This is a genomic window from Terriglobia bacterium (genome assembly GCA_032252755.1).
Lineage (GTDB): Bacteria > Acidobacteriota > Terriglobia > Terriglobales > Acidobacteriaceae > JAVUPY01.
The window spans coordinates 1-17,734 of sequence record JAVUPY010000077.1; the positions used below are offsets into that span (position 1 = coordinate 1).

At 57.9% G+C, this 17,734-nt stretch carries 13 protein-coding genes; 5 read left to right on the top strand and 8 right to left on the bottom strand.

What is annotated here, in order from left to right:
* The first annotated feature begins 24 nt into the window (after window positions 1-24).
* Together carB and ROO76_19560 are read left to right on the top strand one after the other, a co-directional pair.
* Window positions 25-3,306, top strand: coding sequence for a carbamoyl-phosphate synthase large subunit (carB, locus tag ROO76_19555; protein ID MDT8070369.1), 3,282 nt, complete (start codon window positions 25-27; stop codon window positions 3,304-3,306).
* A gap of 33 nt (window positions 3,307-3,339) precedes the next feature.
* Complete coding sequence (locus ROO76_19560) at window positions 3,340-3,771, top strand: FKBP-type peptidyl-prolyl cis-trans isomerase (GenBank protein MDT8070370.1); 432 nt, start codon at window positions 3,340-3,342, stop codon at window positions 3,769-3,771.
* Between the two features lie 91 nt (window positions 3,772-3,862).
* Here the strand turns inward: ROO76_19560 and ROO76_19565 are convergent, their stop codons facing one another.
* Window positions 3,863-4,390, bottom strand: coding sequence for a thioredoxin family protein (locus tag ROO76_19565; GenBank protein MDT8070371.1), 528 nt, complete (start codon window positions 4,388-4,390; stop codon window positions 3,863-3,865).
* Window positions 4,391-4,535: 145 nt separating this feature from the next.
* Here ROO76_19565 and ROO76_19570 point away from each other — a divergent pair, with 145 nt between their 5' ends.
* Complete coding sequence (locus ROO76_19570) at window positions 4,536-5,828, top strand: hypothetical protein (GenBank protein MDT8070372.1); 1,293 nt, start codon at window positions 4,536-4,538, stop codon at window positions 5,826-5,828.
* Window positions 5,829-5,837: 9 nt separating this feature from the next.
* Here ROO76_19570 and ROO76_19575 read toward each other — a convergent pair whose 3' ends face one another.
* From ROO76_19575 to ROO76_19585, 3 genes are all read right to left on the bottom strand, one after another.
* Window positions 5,838-7,478 carry a HAMP domain-containing sensor histidine kinase gene (locus tag ROO76_19575; GenBank protein MDT8070373.1) on the bottom strand — a complete coding sequence of 547 codons (1,641 nt, stop codon included), beginning with the start codon at window positions 7,476-7,478 and terminating at the stop codon, window positions 5,838-5,840.
* Between the two features lie 159 nt (window positions 7,479-7,637).
* A complete protein-coding gene (metX, locus tag ROO76_19580; protein MDT8070374.1) occupies window positions 7,638-8,741 on the bottom strand; it encodes a homoserine O-acetyltransferase in 1,104 nt (367 codons plus the stop codon).
* Between the two features lie 2 nt (window positions 8,742-8,743).
* A complete protein-coding gene (locus ROO76_19585; protein ID MDT8070375.1) occupies window positions 8,744-10,069 on the bottom strand; it encodes a homocysteine synthase in 1,326 nt (441 codons plus the stop codon).
* A 290-nt stretch (window positions 10,070-10,359) separates the two neighbouring features.
* On the opposite strand from ROO76_19585, the gene ROO76_19590 reads away from it, so the two are divergent.
* Window positions 10,360-11,511, top strand: a complete 1,152-nt coding sequence (locus ROO76_19590; GenBank protein ID MDT8070376.1) for an ATP-dependent DNA ligase — start codon at window positions 10,360-10,362, stop codon at window positions 11,509-11,511.
* Window positions 11,512-11,552: 41 nt separating this feature from the next.
* Here ROO76_19590 and ROO76_19595 read toward each other — a convergent pair whose 3' ends face one another.
* The 3 genes from ROO76_19595 to ROO76_19605 all read right to left on the bottom strand — a co-directional run bounded on the left by ROO76_19595 (window position 11,553) and on the right by ROO76_19605 (window position 14,293).
* A complete protein-coding gene (locus tag ROO76_19595; protein MDT8070377.1) occupies window positions 11,553-11,921 on the bottom strand; it encodes a hypothetical protein in 369 nt (122 codons plus the stop codon).
* A gap of 123 nt (window positions 11,922-12,044) precedes the next feature.
* Entirely contained in the window at window positions 12,045-12,293 is a 249-nt protein-coding gene (locus tag ROO76_19600) for an exodeoxyribonuclease VII small subunit (protein ID MDT8070378.1), read from the bottom strand.
* Window positions 12,294-12,442: 149 nt separating this feature from the next.
* The gene (locus ROO76_19605; protein ID MDT8070379.1) at window positions 12,443-14,293 is read right to left on the bottom strand and encodes a bifunctional homocysteine S-methyltransferase/methylenetetrahydrofolate reductase; all 1,851 of its coding nucleotides are present in this window, start codon (window positions 14,291-14,293) and stop codon (window positions 12,443-12,445) included.
* A gap of 135 nt (window positions 14,294-14,428) precedes the next feature.
* On the opposite strand from ROO76_19605, the gene ROO76_19610 reads away from it, so the two are divergent.
* The gene (locus tag ROO76_19610; protein MDT8070380.1) at window positions 14,429-15,646 is read left to right on the top strand and encodes a hypothetical protein; all 1,218 of its coding nucleotides are present in this window, start codon (window positions 14,429-14,431) and stop codon (window positions 15,644-15,646) included.
* Between the two features lie 75 nt (window positions 15,647-15,721).
* Here the strand turns inward: ROO76_19610 and ROO76_19615 are convergent.
* A partial coding sequence (locus ROO76_19615) for a penicillin acylase family protein (protein ID MDT8070381.1) occupies window positions 15,722-17,734 on the bottom strand: 2,013 nt, incomplete at its 5' end.

A 17,734-nucleotide genomic window follows, 5' to 3' on the forward strand; every position in this document is an offset into this window, starting at 1 on the left:
TGATCAAGGACCAACGAACTCGTTATGCCTAGAAGAAACGACATTTCGAAGATCCTCATCATCGGTTCCGGACCTATTGTCATCGGGCAATCGGCGGAATTCGATTACTCCGGCACCCAGGCCTGCAAGGCGCTCAAGAGCGAAGGCTACGAAGTTGTGCTGGTCAACTCCAACCCTGCGACCATCATGACCGACCCGGAGATGGCCGACCGCACCTACGTCGAGCCAATCACCCGCACTTACGTCGAAGAGATCATCCGCAAGGAAGTTGCGCTTGGTGTGGGCAAGGGCATGGCTGTGCTGCCGACGGTTGGTGGGCAGACGGCTTTGAACATGGCCGTGGAACTGGCCGACGAAGGCGTACTTGAGAAATATGGCGTGAAGCTGATTGGCGCGCAGCTCGAGGCCATCAAGAAAGCCGAAGACCGCCTGCTCTTTAAAGATGCGATGACGCGCATCGGGCTCGACGTCCCGCGATCGGCGCTGGTCAACAACCTGAAAGACGGTCTCGAATTCAGCGAAAAGATAGGTTTCCCGGTCGTGTTGCGGCCATCGTTCACGCTGGGCGGATCCGGCGGCGGCATCGCTTACAACCGCGAGGAGTTAGTGGAACTGCTCTCGCGCGGACTCGATCTCTCGCCCGTGCACGAAGTTCTCATCGAAGAAAGCGTGCTCGGCTGGAAAGAGTTCGAGCTCGAGCTGATGCGCGACTTCAACGACAACGTAATCGTCATCTGCTCGATCGAGAACTTCGATGCCATGGGCGTGCACACGGGTGATTCAATCACGGTCGCACCGGCGCAGACGCTCACCGATCGCGAATACCAGCGCATGCGCGACGCGGCGATCAAGGTCATCCGCGAGATCGGCGTCGAGACCGGCGGATCGAATATCCAGTTCGCCGTCCATCCACAGACCGGACGTATGATCGTCATCGAGATGAACCCGCGTGTGTCGCGTTCGTCGGCCCTCGCGTCGAAGGCTACGGGCTTCCCGATCGCAAAGATTGCCGCGAAACTCGCGGTGGGCTACACGCTCGACGAGATTACGAACGACATCACGCGCAAGACTCCGGCCTGCTTTGAGCCGACGCTTGACTACGTGGTCGTAAAGATTCCGAAGTGGCAGTTCGAGAAGTTCACCGGAGCCGACGAGACGCTTGGCCCGCAGATGAAGTCGGTCGGCGAAGTGATGGCGATCGGCCGGACGTTCAAGCAGGCGCTGCTCAAGGGCGTGCGCTCGCTCGAAACCGGCAGGCGCCTGGGATCGGAGCCGATTGAACCAAAGATCGTTACCAAGCGCCTGGTCACGCCACATCCGGAGCGCCTCCAGTACATGCGTTGGGCACTCAGCAACGGATGGAGCGTCGAGCAGGTTTACGAGTTCACAAAAATTGATCCCTGGTTCCTGTATCAGTTGCAAGAAATCGGCGAAGCCCAGAGCGAGCTGGAACAGTTAAACCCGAGTGAGGTGAACGAAGATCAGCTTCGCGGCGCCAAGCGCATGGGCTTCAGTGACGCACGCCTTGCGGACGTCTGGCACATCGGAAACGGCCACGGAGCAGCAGAGACCGTTCGCAACATGCGCAAGAAGCACGGGCTTACGCCGGTTTTCAAGCGTGTGGATACCTGCGCCGCCGAATTCGAGAGCTACACGCCCTACATGTACTCGACCTACGAGGACGAGGATGAGGCGACGCCGACGAATCGCAAGAAAGTGATCATTCTTGGCGCTGGGCCGAACCGCATCGGGCAGGGAATCGAGTTCGACTATTGCTGTTGCCACGCGGCGTTTGCGCTGCGTGAAGACGGCTTCGAGACGATCATGGTGAACTGCAATCCCGAAACCGTCTCGACCGATTACGACACCAGCGACCGCCTCTACTTCGAACCTCTCACGCTGGAAGACGTGCTTTCCATCTACGAGCACGAGGCGACGTCGGGTGCGGAGATCGGGATGATCGTTCAGTTCGGCGGGCAGACACCGCTGAATCTGGCACTGCCGCTGAAAGCCGCCGGCGTGCCAATCATCGGAACCTCGCCGGAGTCGATCGATTTAGCGGAGGATCGCAAGCGTTTTGGCAAACTCCTCGAAGAACTCGATATCCCGCAGCCTCCGGGCGGAACGGCAACCTCGATTGAAGAAGCGCTCCAAGTAGCAAATCGGATCGGATATCCGGTCCTAGTACGACCCTCGTACGTGCTCGGTGGGCGCGCGATGGTCATCGCCTACGACGACAATGCCGTCATCAAGTACATGAAGGAGGCGGTCGAGTACTCGCAGGAGCGGCCAATCCTCATCGATCATTTCCTCGAGGAAGCGACCGAAGTCGATGTCGATTGCCTCTCGGACGGCGAAGATGTCGTGATCGGCGGCATCATGCAGCATATCGAGGAAGCCGGGATTCACTCGGGAGACTCGTCCTGCGTGCTTCCGAGCGTCGATCTCTCGCCCAAGGTTCTGGCGACGATTCGGGACCACAGCTTCCGCCTCGCGCGCGCGCTTAAAGTCATCGGGCTTATGAACGTGCAGTATGCCGTTCAACGCGAGAAGGTGTTCGTGATCGAAGTCAATCCGCGTGCCTCGCGAACTGTGCCTTACGTCAGCAAGGCGACCGGCATCGCCATGGCGAAGATCGCGGCGCGCCTGATGACCGGTCGCAAGCTTCGCGAGTTCGTTCCCGAAAATGTCAGGATGCAGAAGGACCTCGATACGGGCAGCTGCTACTTCGTGAAATCGCCTGTATTCCCTTGGGGCAAGTTCCCGGGCGTCGATACGGTTCTTGGGCCGGAGATGCGGTCGACTGGCGAGGTCATGGGCGTTGCCGACAATTTTGGCGAGGCGTTCGCGAAAGCACAGATTTCGGCCGGGCAGATGCTGCCGACGCAGGGAACCGTCTTCATCAGCGTGGAAGAGCATGACAAGCCCCAGGTTGCAGAACTCGCGCGAAAATTCGTCGACATGGGATTCCGGTTGGTCGCGACTCACGGCACTGCTGCCGTCCTGCAGAAGGCCGGCATGGAAGTAGAGCGCGTGTTCAAAGTCAACGAGGGCCGCCCGAACGTCGTCGATCTCATTAAGGGGCAACGAATTCAACTGATCATCAACACTCCGCATGGTGCCGAACCCTGGTTCGACGAGAAAGCTATCCGGCGTGCGGCAATCGCGGGGCGGGTTCCAACGATGACTACACTCTCGGCGGCATTTGCGGCGGCGGAAGGAATCAGTGCGTTGCGCCGGGGCACGATCACAGTCCGCAGCCTGCAGGAGTTGCACGCAAATATCGGGGCCGCGGAAGTGCGATAGACTCTCTGTTTGTGCGGTGGGAACGGAGGTCACATGGTCCGGTATCTCGGTTTCTTGCTTCTGGTAATCGCTACCGTCGCTCTTGCCCAGGCACCGAAGACCCCTCCCCCAGTCAAGGGTCCGCCGGTCAAAACTCCATCCGGCCTTGAGTACTGGGACATCAAAGTAGGCACAGGGAAGGTCGCGAAAGCTGCGGATGACGTCACCGTGAACTACACCGGATGGGTGGAGAAGACGGGCAAGAAGTTCGACAGCTCGATCGATCGAGGAGAGCCCTTTACGATGACAATCGATTCGACGCGAGTGATCAAGGGTTGGACCGAGGGTCTGAAGGGAATGCGCGTGGGCGGCATACGGCGCTTACGAATTCCACCGCAACTCGCATACGGTGCTCAAGGCGCCGGCAAGAACATTCCGCCGAGTGCGACTCTGATCTTCGATATTGAGCTTCTGTCCGTGCGCTGAATCGCACAGTTCTGTGCGTGACCAGGTGTTCCCGCAGCCAGCAGAACAATAAAGTCCCGCGTCAGCCGGGCTTCTGCTTTCAGAGCTTGTGCTAATTCACTTTCGCTTCCTTCGTTGGCGACCACTCTTTCAAGAAGCTTGCGACGGCGGTCAGGCTGTACCCGCGTCCCTGTTCAAGCTTGCTGGTGTCTTGGGAGTGCAGGAGTTTACCTGCAGAGTCGAGGACGAAAATGTGCGGATAGCCGGGGACCTTCCCGTATTTCGAGATGACTGCTTCGTTCTTATTCTCGGGGCTGAAGTTCACCTTCACCATAACGAAGTTTTCGTCGCGGTATTGGCGGATCGTAGTGTTCTCTGCGAAGAACTTGTCGAAGTAACCGCACCAGACGCACCATTTGCCGCCGATTTCGACAAGCACGTTGCGATGCGTGCGCTGGGCTTCCTTAACTGCCGCGGCGATGTCCTTCGCCGCGTCTCGCTTCGGATCGTATTCCATGACCGGGACGTAGCCGGAAGTCGCCTGCGGTTTTCCCGAAGCGGCGGGCTTGCTCTGCCCGATGGCGAGCGTAGACACCAGCATAGTCGCGAACAGTGTCAGTGCGGCAAAACGATATTTCATTGAAGATTTCCTCGAATTGGCGATCATCTTACCTTTTCAGTCTGGAATTATCAGGTAACGAAAGTACCCGGTCACGAAGAAAATATGAGATGCCCCCACGCGGTAGCCGCCAACCCAGCGGTGAATTTAGAATAGCCACACACCAATGCTCAGGAACTTGTTCCGGTTCGCGATCAGCTTCGCTGTTGTCGCATCATTTGTCATACCCGTCCTCGCCCAAAATCGGCAGGCAACAGTAGCTCATTCCGTGGTGGACAAGCTCCTGGCAGCACCCGAACATCAGGACATTCCATGGAAGGTCAACTTCTTCCCGCCGCGCCTGATGTATCAGCAGATGTACCTGGTGCAGATCCGCGCCCGCGTAGATCTGAACGCAATGAAGAAGATCGATGTCGTGCGGGCGCTTCACTTCGTCGCAAGAGCACAGGGAGAGGACGGGAAGTGGCTGCAAGGCGGCGAGTACAAGGATTATCCGGTACCTGCCAACCTCGGAAGTGAGACTGAGATCGAGTACGCCGTCGCAGTTTACTTTCGGCCGGGCAACTACACTTTGACCCTTGCCGTGTTCGACGCCGACAGCGAGAAGAGCAGCATCGCACGGGAGATGATTCGGATTCCAAAACTGAACGACGATCCGATTCCTGAACTCAATCAGTACTTGCCGGCGGCGGAATTCGCAAAGGGCTTCCCCGACAGGGAAGTCGGGAATGATCGCGCGGATGATGGTGAATTGTTTCCGGTCATGCTGGAAGGCAAGCCTGTGCCGGTCGCCAATACTCGCCCGGTATTGGTGGACATCGTACTCAATATTACTAAGAGGCCGAAGCCGCAGATACCCCAGTACCTTGATCGGTACGGACGTCCAGTTCGGGAGTGGCACAGGCCCACTGTGCCGTCCATCCCCTCATATGACATGGAGGTTGGAAGAGTACTACAAACAGGCAATCTCCTGGCCCGGCTGGGGTTAGAGTCGGGATGTGTGAGGGTGAGCGCTGTCGACGCTCTGCGGATGAAAACGATGATCGACCGCGCAGATGAGAAGACACTTGACTGGGTAAGATTCGAGAAGCAGATCAAATCATTCGACCAGGACACGGTAGACGTCGGCGTTTTGACAAACAAGAAAGGCCCCGCGCAGTTCATGCGTCGATACCTCGACCAGCTGAGTTCGGACTCCGGTGCTTGCGGCGCCAGTGCGACACATTACATCGTCATTGTGACGCATGAGGTCGCATTTCCTGCGAAGGATCAGAAATTGCCAGCGGTTGATCGTGAGCGTGCGCGCTTTTATTACCTGTACAGCCAGCTCGGAAGCATGGGCGACGATTTGGCCGATCTCCTGAAGCCGGTTAAACCCGAACGGCTGTCCTTCAACACGCCACGCGACCTGCGCAAAGCCTTCGCAAAGATTTTGTTTGATCTGAAGTCCGGGAAATAGAGGGACTCCCTAACCAGCCGAGCGGAATGCTGCGGCCTGTCTTTCTTGTGGCGCGGCACCTTGCCAGAAAGCAGGGAAGAATATCGAGAAGGTTGTGCCGCGACGTTGTGTCCGCGTGGAACTGTGCATCTGCAAACGTCCGCCGTGCTTCGTCACGAGCCCCCGCGTAACCCACAACCCCAGCCCCGTGCCCTTTTGCCCCTTGGTGGTGAAGAAGGGTTGGAAGAGGCGCTTGCGATCTGTCCGCGAGATGCCAATACCGTTATCAGCGACCGTAACGCGGAAACCGGCTTCGCCGGTCGACCACTCTCGTCCGCGACGCACACGGATTGCAATCGTGCCGCCGCGAGGCACGGCATCAATGGCATTCGCCAACAGGTTGGTGACGATCTGCTTGAATTCGCCAGGATGCACGACGTATTCCGAATCCAGCCGCGAAGAAAACGCGACGAGGACCTTCTTGGTATCGATCTTCGGCTGGAACATGCGAATGACCTGGCGAGCGAGATCCGCCGGTTGTACCGGCACGGGTGAAGAGGGTTCGCGATAAAACGCCAGTGTCTGCCTGGTGATGTGAGTCACCCGCAACAATTCCTCTTCCGCCAATTTCAGGAACTCTCGCGAATTGTTGTTCAGGCTATCGTCGTTACCGAGCAGAAAGAGGATGTTCATCACAGCTTCGAGCGGGTTGTTGACCTCATGTGCGAGGGTGGCGGCGAGGCGTCCGGTGACAGCAAGCTTTTCCGCTTCGAGCAGGCGATCCTCGGTGAGCAGGCGTTCGCGTTCCAACCGACGAATTTCACGCGCGCTGCGCACAACAGTAGAAGTCAGTATCAGGAGGCCGGCGACAACTACGAGCGAAGTACCGAACGGATAGCTAATCCAGTGGTTGCGCTCATATCCAACGGCGATGTAGCCGAGCAGCGGGAGCGTCATGTAAGTGATGAACAGCACCCGGCGGGAGAGCACGCCTGCGGCATCGCTGCGCAACACCATCCCCATCCAGCCGTCAGGTGCCATTGCCATCAGCATGCCTGTACCCAGAACAACAAGGGCGAGGGCGATGGGGAACGACATGTAGCCGGGGATCTTAAGGTAGTAAAAGAAGCGGACACCGTAAGCATGGCCAACAATCGCGAGGATCGAGAACACGATCGCCATGCCGGTCAAATTTTGCGCGAGTTCTTTACGCACTCCGGCATAGCCGACCAGGAGCGCGCCACTAAGAAGAGCCAAGGTGATCGCAGTGTTGGGCGCGAACTGTCCGGGCGTGGTTGGAAGGTTCCAGTCGCTCAGACGATGATGGAAAAATATCTGCGCTATACCGGTATTGACGTTACGAATCTGCTCGTAAAGTACGACTCCACAAAGCCCGGCAACAACAGTGATCAGAGGAATGGCGGTCGCCCGTGCCCACAAGTGCTCACGCCAGCGATAAAGGACGACTGCAGTGGAAAGAAGAAGGATACAAAGTGCCGTGTTTGGTTCGAAGAAGCCACCCAGCGGTTCGCGAAGAACGCGCAGACGGAACTGCCATCCAACCAGTGCAATGATGGAGATGAGAGACGCGGCACCCGCGGCGATCGGTGGAAAGACCACCGGCATTCGGGAGAGAACAGTGCGACGTGGTGGAACCAGGTGCACGGCCACTAAGCAAGCCTCGTCCGGGTCAGGGGTGCCGGAATGAAATCGGTTCCGACAGAATAGCCGGGTCGGCAGTGGGAATCAACCATTGTGGGACAAAAGATTCGTACAACTAAGCGTATTGTCCTAACCGACACAAATTGGCATTACGACCGTGCAGAATTTTCATTCCGCCGCACAATGTTCTTTACAGATTCCTGCAGAAACGTCAGAAAGTCCGACTGGTCCAACTGGCTCGGCAATAATCCGATGGAGCAACTGGTTGACACGATCGACCTCCGCGAGAAACGAGTCGTGCCCGTGATCCGATTCGATCTCGTAGTAATGGCAATCGGCCGAGTGTGACCGCAGGTCCGAGGCGAGGCGACGAACATCGTCAGCGGGGAACAGCCAGTCGGACGAGATTCCGATGAGACTGGTTTTTGCGCGAATGCGTTCATACACGTCCGAGCCATTTCGTGCCGGGTCCCACAGATCCATCATCCGAGTAATCGTGATATAGGTCTGCGGGTCGAACCTTCGGGCGAAGATTTCGCCCTGGTATTCAAGATAACCACCGATGTCGAATCGTCCTTCTTTCGAATTCCAGGGAGCTTCTCCGGTGCGATTTGGTTTCCGACCGTGCCGCTCATCGAACAGCGGCGCGGACTTATAGCTGCACATTGCAATGCCGCGAGCGATTTGCAGTCCCTGCTCAGGATCAGCGAGAATAGCCCGCCGCTGCAGATGGTTCAGCGCAAGCCCCATGCTGGAGAGTGGCGAAGCACCGATTGCAATGCAGCGCTCCACCTGGTCGGGAAAACGGATCGCCCATTCGAGCGCCTGCATTCCGCCAATTGACGCGCCGAGAACGGAATAAAGTCGCGTGATGCCGAGGCCTCGGAGCGCGCGCTCCTGTGCCCGCACCACGTCACCAACCGTGACCAGGGGAAAGCTTTCGCCATAAGGCTGTCCGGTTGCGGGATCGACGCTGGACGGTCCCGTTGAGCCGTAGCGCGAGCCGAGAATGTTGGTGCACACAGCGCAAAAGCGCCCGTCGGCAAAAATTCCTCCGGGGGCAAAAAGTTCGGGCCACCACTCGTGCGCTTCGGCCGAACCGGACAGTGCGTGACAAAGCAGAACGACGTTGTCCCCAGCCTCGTTCGGTTCGCCATACATCGCGAACCGAATTCGCACCGGGCTCAGCGAGCCCCCGGCTTCCAACAGAAATGGTTCGTCCTCGGCGAACGTAAAGGTTCCCTGCTTCAGATGAAGGTTCCTGCTCGCCATGGTTACCGCACTCCTGCCAGCTCTGGCGTTGGCTTCGGAACGACCGCTTCGAGCGCCTGCCCGAGATCGTCCAGGATGTCGTTGATGTCCTCGATACCGACCGAGAGCCGGACCAGTTCCGGAGTGACGCCAGTGTCGCGCTGCTCGCTCTCGCTCAACTGCTGGTGCGTGGTTGAGGCGGGGTGGATGACGAGCGACTTGGCGTCGCCGATGTTCGCTAGCAGGCTGAACAATTCGAGTGAGTCGATGAACTTCTTGCCGGACTCATACCCGCCCTTGATGCCGAACGTGACCAGCGACCCTGCGCCATTTGGAAGATATTTCTTCGCGAGCGAGTGATACTTGCTCGAGGGCAAGCCGGGATAGTTCACCCACTCAACGCCGGGATGGCCTTCCAGGTATTTCGCGACCGCCAGCGCGTTGTCCGAATGACGCTGCATGCGAAGGTGAAGCGTCTCGGCACCTTGGAGCAACAGGAAAGCATTGAAGGGCGAGAGTGCCGCGCCGGTATCGCGCAGACCCTGCACCCGCGCACGAATGATGAACGCGAGATTACCGAACGCCGAGGTATACGAAACTCCGTGGTACGACGGGTCGGGATCGACGAAAGACTTCTTGAAGCGCGGCGACGCGGCCCAATCGAACTTTCCAGCATCCACGATGATGCCGCCGATAGCCGTGCCGTGTCCGCCGATAAACTTCGTTGCCGAGTTGATGACGATATCGGCGCCATGCTCGATTGGCCGTAACAAAGCCGGCGAGGCACACGTGTTGTCGATAATCAATGGAATACCGTTCTCATGGGCAATGCGTGCCAGTTCGGCGATATCCGTGACGTCGAGTTTGGGATTCCCGAAGCTCTCGGCATAAAGCGCCCGTGTGCGCTCATTGATCAGCTTGCGAAGGCCACCGAAATCCGAGGCGTCGGCGAACTTCACATTAATCCCGAGCTTCGGCAGCGTGTAATGAAAGAGGTTGTAAGTGCCGCCGTAAAGGGAAGTCGCCGAGACGATTTCGTCCCCGGCTTCCGCCAGCGTCGTGATCGCCAACGTTTCGGCGGCCTGTCCGCTCGCTGTTGCCAACCCAGCGACACCGCCCTCCAGCGCCGCAATCCGTTTTTCGAAGACGTCCGTCGTCGGGTTCATGATGCGCGTGTAGATGTTGCCGAACTCCTGCAGCGCGAAGAGACGCGCGGCATGATCGGCATCATTGAAAACGTAAGACGTCGTCTGGTAAATCGGAACGGCGCGGGAATTGGTCGTGGGGTCCGGGGTCTGCCCACCGTGAATGGCGAGGGTTGCAAGTCGTTGCTTCTTCTGGTCGGACATTAGCGTCTCCTTCTCCGTCATAGCGCCGGGGGTCGCCCGGCCTGCTGCTGTATGTGGAAACCACCCCAAAAACAAAACGGCCCGAGCAATTTGCCCGGGCCGTTTGAACTTGCTGTCGATGTCTACTTCAAGACGCGATCAGCGCAAACGCCCGCGGCGGTGCATACACATGCACATGGCCATGGGCGCGAAAGTGATCGCAATCAACATATTGGTTAACAACCATACAGGAAATCCTGAGCGCTGTCTATAGGTCTGCGGTCGGCTCTGAACTGTGCATCTAAGCGCACATGGCCCGTATCCCTTCATCGCGCGTTCAGAAGAATCGTCATGAGACACGCCAAGGTCGCGTCACCGAAGCCGCTGTTGCCGCCGAATCGCTTCTCGGTGCCTACCCGGAACTGAGTTTGCCGATCCAACCCCCATACCCACCCATGGAAGCAAAGCTTGTGGAGGAAATCCCCCGCGGTGCGGGCTGGCAGTATGAGCCGAAGTGGGATGGCTTCCGGTGCCTTGGGTTTCGCGACGGCAAAGAAGTCGCGCTGCAATCGAAGGCCGGTCAGCCGTTGGGCCGATACTTCCCCGAGGTGGTGCGGGCGGTTGCGTCGCTGCCGCAGAAACAATTTGTCCTCGATGGCGAGATCGTGATTCTGCGCAAAGGCCACATCGAATTCGACGAACTGCTCATGCGCATCCATCCGGCGGCGAGCCGGATCAAAAAGCTCTCGGAAGAAACTCCCGCCACATTATTTGTTTTCGACCTCCTGGTGGATGACAAAGGGAGGGACCTGACGTCGATGCCGCTCGATGTTCGTCGTCCGCGACTTGAAGACTTTTTCGAAAAAGTACCCGAGGATTCGCTCATACGACTTTCGCCGAAGGCAGAGGACGTTCGAGCCGCCGAGCGCTGGATGCAGCGATTGGGTTCGATTGGCCTCGACGGCGTCATCGCCAAGCGCCTCGACGTTTCCTATGCCAGCGGCGAACGTTCTGCTATGCAGAAGATCAAGCTCATTCGCACCGCCGATTGCGTGGTCGGCGGCTTTCGGTGGGCGAGCAAGGGTGGGAAGGTCGGATCACTACTGCTAGGACTCTATGACGATAATGGCCTGCTAAATCACATCGGCTTCAGTTCGAGCTTTTCGGCGGAAGAGCGCAACGAACTCAGGGGCATCCTGAAGCCTTACATGCACGGCGCAGGCTTCAGTGGCGCCGCACCAGGTGGTCCAAGCCGATGGTCAACCGAGCGTACCGGCGAATGGGAGCCGCTGGATCCGAAGCTCGTGTGCGAGGTGCGTTACGATCACTTTTCCGGCGGCCGATTCCGTCACGGAACGAAGTTCCTGCGTTGGCGTCCGGAGAAGCGCCCACAAGACTGCACGTACGAACAGGTAACACGCCAGAAAAAGGGAAAGGGATTAGAGGGTTTGTTGGCAGCGTGAACTGGCCCGCCCATCGTGGAGAAGCGGCAGGAGGCAAAGTCTCAGGCCGCTGCCGGCATGGCTCTTTTGGCAGCGCGTGTGGCGCGCACGATCTCATGCACGTCGTCGCTCGCGCAACAATCGACGGCTCCGGCCTGCAGCGTGTCGCGCCACATTTCCTCGTTTGGGACGCGATGCGTACAGATGAAGCCAATGCCGTGGAACTCGCGCGTGAGTTGCCGAACATGATGCATGTCCGCAAGATCGAGGTCGAGCACTACGACCTCGGCACCCTTCCGCCGGATAAGGTGCTTGATCTCGTCGAGGTCTCGCGCGACGCTGACGTTCTGGAAATAGGTGTGGAGCTTTGCTGCGAGGTGTTCGGCCACCACGCAATCCGATTGCGCCACGATCACATCATGTGGGTTCATACCTAACCTCTTGTTCACGGCGCCCAAAAGGGGCGGCTAACGGTGCATTTCGTTGACGAGGTGCGCACGTCTCGAATCGTTAGCGGAGGGTCGTCCGGTGACAGAACCATCGGCTCGCAATACTTAGCGTTTTGCAGAATCGGCGGCTGTCTCGAATGGCTCAGCCTGCAGTTTTCCGTTCTGCTTCAGGAGGATTTCCACCTTGCCCTCAGCATCCTCCAACTCCTTGCGGCAGTTATTGGATAATGCGATGCCTTCTTCAAAGAGTTTGAGCGCCTGCTCGAGAGGGATCTCTCCCTTCTCCAGTTGATCGACAATCTTTTCGAGGCGTTGAAGGCATTCTTCGAACTTCGGCAAAGTACCCCTCCGCATTGATGAAATTCTACTGCAAGTCCAGAGTCATAGGGCGGCTTTTGAGTGTTGAGAATACGATATGAAACGTCAACAACTTGGGAGAGTTACTGCGCTGTTTTGCACAGCCTTAAAGAACCCAACTATTGCGTGTAACTCGCGAAGCAAAGCTACGCTTCTGCGCCGCGCTTGTTCAACACTTCGAGCACATCCATCGCAGCAGCGTACTTTCCAAACGGTGCGCTGAGTTGGACACCTTGCACAAGATCGCGAACCCGCGACAGCATCTCGCGAGCAATAGCGACACCCTCGGCACGTGACGCCTCGGCGCCACTTGCTCCGGCCATGCGCGCCAGGACGGAATCGGGGATTGAGATTCGTAACTCGTTCTTCATGAACTCGGCATTGCGTAAACTGGTGAGTGGCCAGATGCCAGCGAGAACGGGAATGCGGCAATGTTCAATTCGGCGAAGGAAATTTTCAAGCAACGATACGTCAAATACCGGCTGCGTAACCGCGAACTCCGCGCCAGCTTCCACTTTGTACTCAAAGCGGCGAATTTCCTCCTCGAGATTGACGGTCCCGGGATTGGCTCCGACACCAATGACGAATGAGGTCGAGCTGCCGATATTGTTGCCGCCAAGATCGAGTCCACGGTTCAAGTTGTGCACGATGTTGACGAGACCGATCGCATCGACGTCGAAAACAGCGGTAGCGTCCGGATAGTTACCGAGCTTGGGCGGATCGCCGGTGATGCAGATGAGGTTTCGGATGCCAATGGCACTGGCGCCGAGAAGATCGCTCTGGATGCTCAGGACATTGCGGTCCCGACAGGTGTAATGAAGGACCGTCTCGATGCCGATCTGCTGGTGAACCAGTGTGCAGAGCGCCTGGTTGCTCATGCGTGCCGAAGCCCGCGGCGAGTCGGGAATATTGACACCATCGACGCCCACGGCTTTCAGGTAACGTGCGCCTTCCACCTCCTTCGCGGGATCGCTGCCTTTTGGAGGCACGATCTCCACCATGGTGACAAATTCGCCGTTCTTGATCTTGCGACCGATCTTCGACCGCTCTTCCAGCGGCTTCATCTCGGCGGCCTGCGAGCGCTGTTCGGTTACGACACGAAAGGAAGAGGTACGCGCCTCGCCGGCGCGCAACGCGGAACGCATCGCCTTAATGTGGTCAGGTGTGGTACCACAACAACCACCTACCAGGGTCACTCCGGCGGCGAGGAACTTCTTCGTGTAGCTTGCCATGTACTCCGGCGAGCATAAATAAATGTTGCGCCCTTCGACGCTTCGGGGAATGCCCGCGTTCGGCATGGCACAGAGCGGCTTGTCGGTAACGGCGCGAACACGCTCCAGTGCATCAAGCATGGTCACCGGTCCGACGGAACAGTTACAACCGATTACGTCGGCGCCCCACTCCTGCAAGTGCTTTCCGAACGTCTCCGGGCTGGAGCCGTCGAGGCTCGTGCCTTCGTCGTCGATGGTGACCAGCGCAACGACCGGCATTGCACGATCGACTTCGCGCGCAGCGAGGATCGCCTGGCGAAGCTCTTCCAGGAACCCGAAGGTTTCGAGAATGACGAGATCGACGCCACCTTCGCGCAGAGCGGCAATCTGTTCGATAAAAGCCGTCCGCGCCTCTTCACGCGCGGTTCTTCCCAGCGGTTCAATCCGTATCCCGAGCGGGCCCACGGATCCGGCCACGATCGCGTCGTGCTCGTCGGCCTCGGCGCGGGCGAGCTTGGCCCCTGCCAGGTTGATTTCCTTCACCTTGTCGCCCAGCGTGTGACGTCCCAACCGAAACGAATTTGCACCGAAGGTGTTTGTTTCTATAACTTCCGCTCCGGCGCGGATATAGTCATGGTGGATACCGCGAACTAACTCGGGGTTCGAGAGGTTGAGTTCGTCATAGCAGCGGTTGATGAAGACACCCTTGGCATAAAGTAGGGTGCCCATGGCTCCGTCGCACAGCACGGGGCCAGACTTCAGGCGGGAAAGGAAGTCGACAGGCATCGAATAGCGCTCAATATCAATGTAACTCAACGTAAGAAGGCACGCGAGGGGGCCCAGTGGCTCCGTGCCGCTCTGTTATACTCAAGTGTCTCCAGGCACAAGCTTTAGTAAAACCGTCATCATGGAGTAATACGTTTGAAAAGAGTGTTTGGCAGTGCGGCCTTGGTCCTCCTGGCTGCGATTTTCTGGACAAGTTGCGGTGGCGGCGGCAGTAACAGCAGTTCCAATACCAAGCCCCTCACCAACGTCAAGCATCGGCTCTTTGTTTCCAATGCTGGTGCTGGAGACGTACAGATTGTCGACGTGGATAAAGATGAACTCGCCGGGTTCGAAACGGGGAAAAGTACCCTTTACAACATCATCATCGGCGGTTCCCCGGAGTTCATGGATTCGACCTCCGACAACAAGAACATCGCGGTTTACGACGGCAGTTCATTCTCTATCTCGGTCATCAACTCCGACACGGAAAACGTTACGACCAGAGTCTTCCTGGGCGGTGCGAGCGATAGTATTCGGATTACGAGCGATGCCAAGTACGTCTATGCGGCAGTGCGTAACCGGGTGAACGGAACCGGCATACCAAACGGGGCGGTGCAGGTGATGGATGTCACCAATGGGAACATACCGTCGAACTACCCGGTGCCCAACGCCCGCTGGATTGCCTTATCACACGACAACAAGACCTTGCTCGTCTTCCCCGACGATGCCAGCAACACACCATACATGATTGATTTGACCGCTACGTCGCGGGTGGCGTCCCCCATCCCGGGTACTTTTGATCGACCTATCGCCGCATATTTCAGCTCCGACGATAGCAAGGTCTACATCCTGAATTGCGGGCCGGAGTGCGGCGGCGCGCAGGCGTCCGTAACCGAGCTAACTCTCTCGTCCCTTGCGCAGCGCACCGTTCCTGTTCCGGCCGCGACCGTGGGCGTGCTGGACGGGACGACTCTGTACGTGGCTGGTCAGACGGTGGGCGGCGGTATGGCCAGCATTGTCGATACCGGCGCAATGACGCTCACATCATCGGCTGCAATCGGGAATGGTTTCCATGGCGTAATGCGATCTCAGTCCGGAAAGGTATGGATCGGCGCGACCAGTTGCGGAGGCGGTGGCTGTCTCTCCGTACTCGATCCTTCCAGCGGCAACGTCGTTATCGATGATCCCGCTGCCGGTGCTGCCAGCAAAGGCAACGTCACGGGAATGGATTTCGAGAGCAGCAACAACGAGATGTACGTCTGCGAGGGCGGTGAACTGAATCGGTACGACACTTCAGGAAATCCTGTCCACACGAACGTCGATATTGTTGGCAAAGCCTGGGACGTGCGCGCCGTGCCGCCAATTACGAAGTAGAACAATAAGGTCAGTGCCCCAAGGTTCTGTAGCCCCAGGCTCACGCACTGTTTCGCGCGTGACTTGGGGCTTCTCTTATTGGGAAGGCACCGGTATCAGCATCAACCTGTGCTGAATCGTCTTCCTGAAGGCCTGTTCCGAGTACGGGAACTCGAACGTTGTTCCGTGATACCACGCGTTCCACTGGTCGTTGAAATAGGGGCTCAAGAGATGTCCCGACTGACCATTGACGATGTTCAGGGTCGAGTTGTCGAAGTTCGAGAGATCGACCGTCAGGCGCTCCGAGGGGCCAAAGTCGCGGCCAGTCTGCCAGACTGTTTCTCCGTCGCCAGGTTGCGGCTGAATGCCGGGTCCTGCCCATCGTTTCAAGATCGGAATGTGTCCGAAAAGATCGTGGCTTAGTTCAATCGGATAGGAAGCACCGTAACGCCACGTCGCGAGATTACGAGGCGCCTCTGTACCGGTGACTGCTTTCTCCACAGCGGCAGTGAATAGCTCGTTATAGTTCGGGAACTCCGACGGCAGCCATCGCGCTGGCTGGTGCTCCGCGACATTCTCCATCCAAACGTCCGCCATCTGCCAGCGGTATAGCTTCGCATCGTCGCCCAGCTTTGACTTCAGCAGCATCTTCTCCAGTTGCTCGCGCGATCTGCGCTCGACGGCCGCGCCGGCGGAATCGATCGACATTCTGCCGTCCCATTTGCGCATGATGTCAGCCGCTTGCTTCGCGCGCGCACTCGGTTTGCCCGCATGATCGATCGCGTCTGTGAAGCGCTCTGCCATCACCTGGTCGAACGCAGAGTGGACATCTGTCTGCAAATTCAGCATGTCCGCAGGAGTGAACTTCTTGTTCTGCCGCAGCGCCTGGTAGATTCGCTCCGTCCGGTACGAAGGAACCCACTCGGTAGAGAGCGTGTAGGGATAGCCATCCGGCGTGACGCGACCATTCGCCGTGGCGATGATTCCTGACGGTGGATCGTAAACCGAGGGAAGCTTGTCGAAAGGAATGTAGCCGGTCCACGCGTGCGAATCGTCAGCGCCATTTAGCGGCAGCGTCTCATCGGGCGCCGCACGAATCGGGACAAGTCCGTTGGCGTGATAGCCTATGTGGCCATCGATGTCGGCGTAAACGAAGTTCTCGCTGGGAGTGGGGAAGCGCGAAAGGGCTGCGGTGAACTGCTGCCAGTTCATCGCGGTATCGATGTCGAAGAACGGAAGTGTCATTGGATGCTGCAGGTCCCAGTTGACGGATTGCAGAGCGAGCATCCGCTTCTCGGCGGTCGGCTTTCCCGGCACGAACTCCTGCATGTCAATCTTGCCGGACTTACGTTTGACATGATTGGCTCCGATTTCGTTCAAGAGAGGCGTAATGATCGGCCCGTGGCGGGTTATCACGACGTCGAAGTCGACATCGTTCCCGTCCTTGACTCGAATTGTCTCGTGGCGCAGTTCGGGGTCTTCCCATCCAGTGGGCGTCTGGTACTGGCCTTGCGCGTTAAAGGTCTCAATGAAGACGTCCTCGACATCAGCTCCGAGGTTCGTTACTCCCCAGGCAATGCGCTGGTTATGCCCGACGATCACGAACGGAACTCCGGGAAGCGTTACGCCTGCGACGTTGTAATCACCGGAGATGAGATGCGCCTCGTACCAGACGTTCGGAATGCGCTGACCAAGATGCATGTCATTGCAGAGGAGCGGTTTTCCAGTTGCCGTGTGCGCGCCGGATAAGACCCAGTTGTTGGAGCCTGGGCGCAGTTCACCGCCATCGATCGCGGCAAGCATGGTGTCGACTTCGGCGTAAGCGAAGTGGTTCGGCGAGGGAAGCGAGAGAAAGGTTCGCTCGTTGTCGCCTTCTCCTTCCGATCGGTTTGGGTCTGCCTTGATCTCGTGTGAGTCTGAACCCGGTGGAATGTCGCGGAACGAGGTGTTTACGTAGAGATCGTTGGTCAACTCAGGACCGAGGCGAGCGAGGATCTTCTCGCGGTCCAACTCGGCGCGATAGTAACCGTGGTTGAGGGACTCGACCAGGCTCGCGCCGACAAGGAAGGAGTCTTCGATGGCCCAGGCTCGCGGGAAATAGCGCAGGAC